The sequence below is a fragment of the Gammaproteobacteria bacterium genome, from assembly GCA_013696315.1.
Lineage (GTDB): Bacteria > Pseudomonadota > Gammaproteobacteria > JACCYU01 > JACCYU01 > JACCYU01.
Genome location: JACCYU010000199.1, coordinates 1 through 2,200, shown reverse-complemented (window position 1 = coordinate 2,200; position 2,200 = coordinate 1). Strand labels below are relative to the sequence as shown.

General features: G+C 64.3%; 3 protein-coding genes. 2 read left to right on the top strand and 1 reads right to left on the bottom strand.

Going from position 1 to position 2,200, the window contains the following annotated elements:
* The coding region (locus H0V34_11605) for a phosphoribosylformylglycinamidine cyclo-ligase (protein ID MBA2492306.1) at nucleotides 1–669 on the bottom strand (669 nt) is incomplete at its 3' end.
* Nucleotides 670–788: 119 nt separating this feature from the next.
* Here H0V34_11605 and H0V34_11600 point away from each other — a divergent pair.
* Both H0V34_11600 and H0V34_11595 read left to right on the top strand, forming a co-directional pair.
* Nucleotides 789–1,931 carry a DUF2066 domain-containing protein gene (locus tag H0V34_11600; GenBank protein MBA2492305.1) on the top strand — a complete coding sequence of 381 codons (1,143 nt, stop codon included), beginning with the start codon at nucleotides 789–791 and terminating at the stop codon, nucleotides 1,929–1,931.
* A 43-nt stretch (nucleotides 1,932–1,974) separates the two neighbouring features.
* A partial coding sequence (locus tag H0V34_11595) for a CDP-alcohol phosphatidyltransferase family protein (protein MBA2492304.1) occupies nucleotides 1,975–2,200 on the top strand: 226 nt, incomplete at its 3' end.

Sequence of the window (2,200 nt, the reverse complement as noted above, 5' to 3'; positions counted from 1 at the left end):
GCCCAAGGTCGTATCGCCGCAGCGCTGATCGAAGGCCGCACCGCTATTCCCAAGAATTTTGCGGATCAGCGAATAGCCGTTTGAGTGCGGCCCGGTCGAGGCCATGCCGACGATCGCATCGCCCGGCCGCACCCGTGAACCGCCGAGAATCCGGTCTTTTTCCACCACACCGACGCAAAATCCGGCGAGATCGTAATCACCCGGCGCATACATGCCCGGCATTTCGGCGGTTTCGCCGCCCACCAGCGCGGCGCCGGCCTCCAGGCAGCCGGCGGCGATGCCCTCGATGACCCGCGCGGCGGCATCGACTTCGAGTTTCCCGGTGGCGTAGTAATCGAGGAAGAACAGCGGTTCGGCGCCTTGCACCAGCACGTCGTTGACGCACATGGCCACGAGATCGATACCGATGGTGTCGTGCCGGCCGAGTTCGCTGGCGAGCTTGAGCTTGGTGCCGACACCGTCAGTGCCGGCGACGAGCACGGGCTGACGGTAGTGCGCCACGGGCAGCTCGAACAGCGCGCCGAAGCCGCCCAGTCCACCCAGCACCTCGGGTCGCAAGGTGCTTGTGACGGCGGGTTTGATGCGTTCCACTAGCGCCTCGCCCGCATCGATATCCACACCCGCGTCACAATAGCGCAGACAGGGCGTTGATTCCGGGTACTCGGGCATCGGGGTAGTGACGGTCAGGTACGGATTATGATGGTAACGATGTCGCGCGGAACTGTAAACTATGGTGCTGAATCATCTATGTTATCGTACTTTCTTCAAGCAACTCCCCCGGCTGATTTATGGACAGTCGTTACGTGCTGCGTTTCTCGACTGATTTTGCCCTTTTTCTGTCCGGCATCGTGCTCCTGCTGATGGGTTCGATCGGCGCGGTGGATTGCGCGCGCGCCGCTGCCGTAAGTGATCTGTACCGGGCGGAGGTGGCGGTGGATAGCCAGGAACCCGCCGCGCGCGAGCAGGCCTTTAAGGACGCGCTGGAAGCGGTACTGGTCAAGGTCACCGGCGACCGCGAAATCGCGGCGCAGCCGGCGGCCGCCACGTTGCTGGCGTCGGCGTCGACGTTTGTTCAGCAGTTCGGATACCGCGCAAGAGGCCACGCGACCACGCTCGACGTGTTATTCGACGGCACGGCAGTGGACGCGGCGTTGACCGACGGTGATTTGCCGGTGTGGGTAGACGAGCGGCCCGCGGTGCTCATCTGGCTGGCGGTGCAGCGCGGCGACCGGCGATACCTGGTCGCTGAAGACCATGGCGGACGGGCCGATCGCGTGGTCAGAACGGTCGCGGCGCGACGCGGGATCCCGGCGCTGTTTCCGTTGCTGGACTTGGAGGATCGCGCGCAGGTCGATGTCGCGGACGTACTCGGCGGCTTCGATGAAAACGTGCTCCAGGCATCCGCGCGGTACGATGCCGACGCCGTGGTGATCGCGACAGTTGCGGCCTTGCGCGATGACGACTGGCGCGCCAATTGGCAGCTTTATTACGGCGGTGAGCCATCGGCCGCCAGTCTCAAGGGCGGCAGTCTAGAGGCGGTGCTGGGCGATGGCCTGCATTTTGTCGCCGACTCGCTCGCCGACCGACTGGCGGTAGTCGAAACCGCTGGCGCGCAGGGCGGACTTTTGATGTCGGTGGAAGGCGTGGACTCGCTGGAAGACTTCGCCAGACTGGAAACGTATCTGGACAATCTCGCGCTGGCTAGAAGCCATCGGATCTACCGGATCGGGCCCGGCTACGCCAGTTTTCTGCTGGAGGTGAGCGGCGACGAGGCCAATATCAGGCGGCTCATCGGGCTGGGGGACGTGCTGGAAGCAGCGCCGTTGCCGGTGCTTGCCCCGGCTCCGCTCAGGGTTAAACCTGCGGACGGGGACAAACCTGTGTACGTCCGCGAACGCGCGCCGGCGCTGCATTTCCGGATGCTCCAGTGAACGCGGGCCGCCGCCGCGCGCGCGGACTCAAACGGTCGTGAAGGTGCAGTTACGACATCTCCCGAATCTGATCACCGTGTTGCGGTTTGCGCTCGTGGCGCCGCTTATGGGTCTGCTTGCCGGCGGACATTACGCAGCGGCCTTAAGCCTGTTCGCGGTAATGGGCGCGTCTGATGCGGTGGACGGGTTCCTCGCCAAGCGTTTCCACTGGGAGAGCCGGCTCGGACAGTTTCTGGACCCGCTGTCCGACAAGACCATGCTGGTCTGCA

Excerpts from the sequence above, each read along its gene's own strand:
- H0V34_11600 (MBA2492305.1), top strand. The coding sequence starts at position 789 with ATGGACAGTCGTTACGTGCTGCGTTTCTCGACTGATTTTGCCCTTTTT.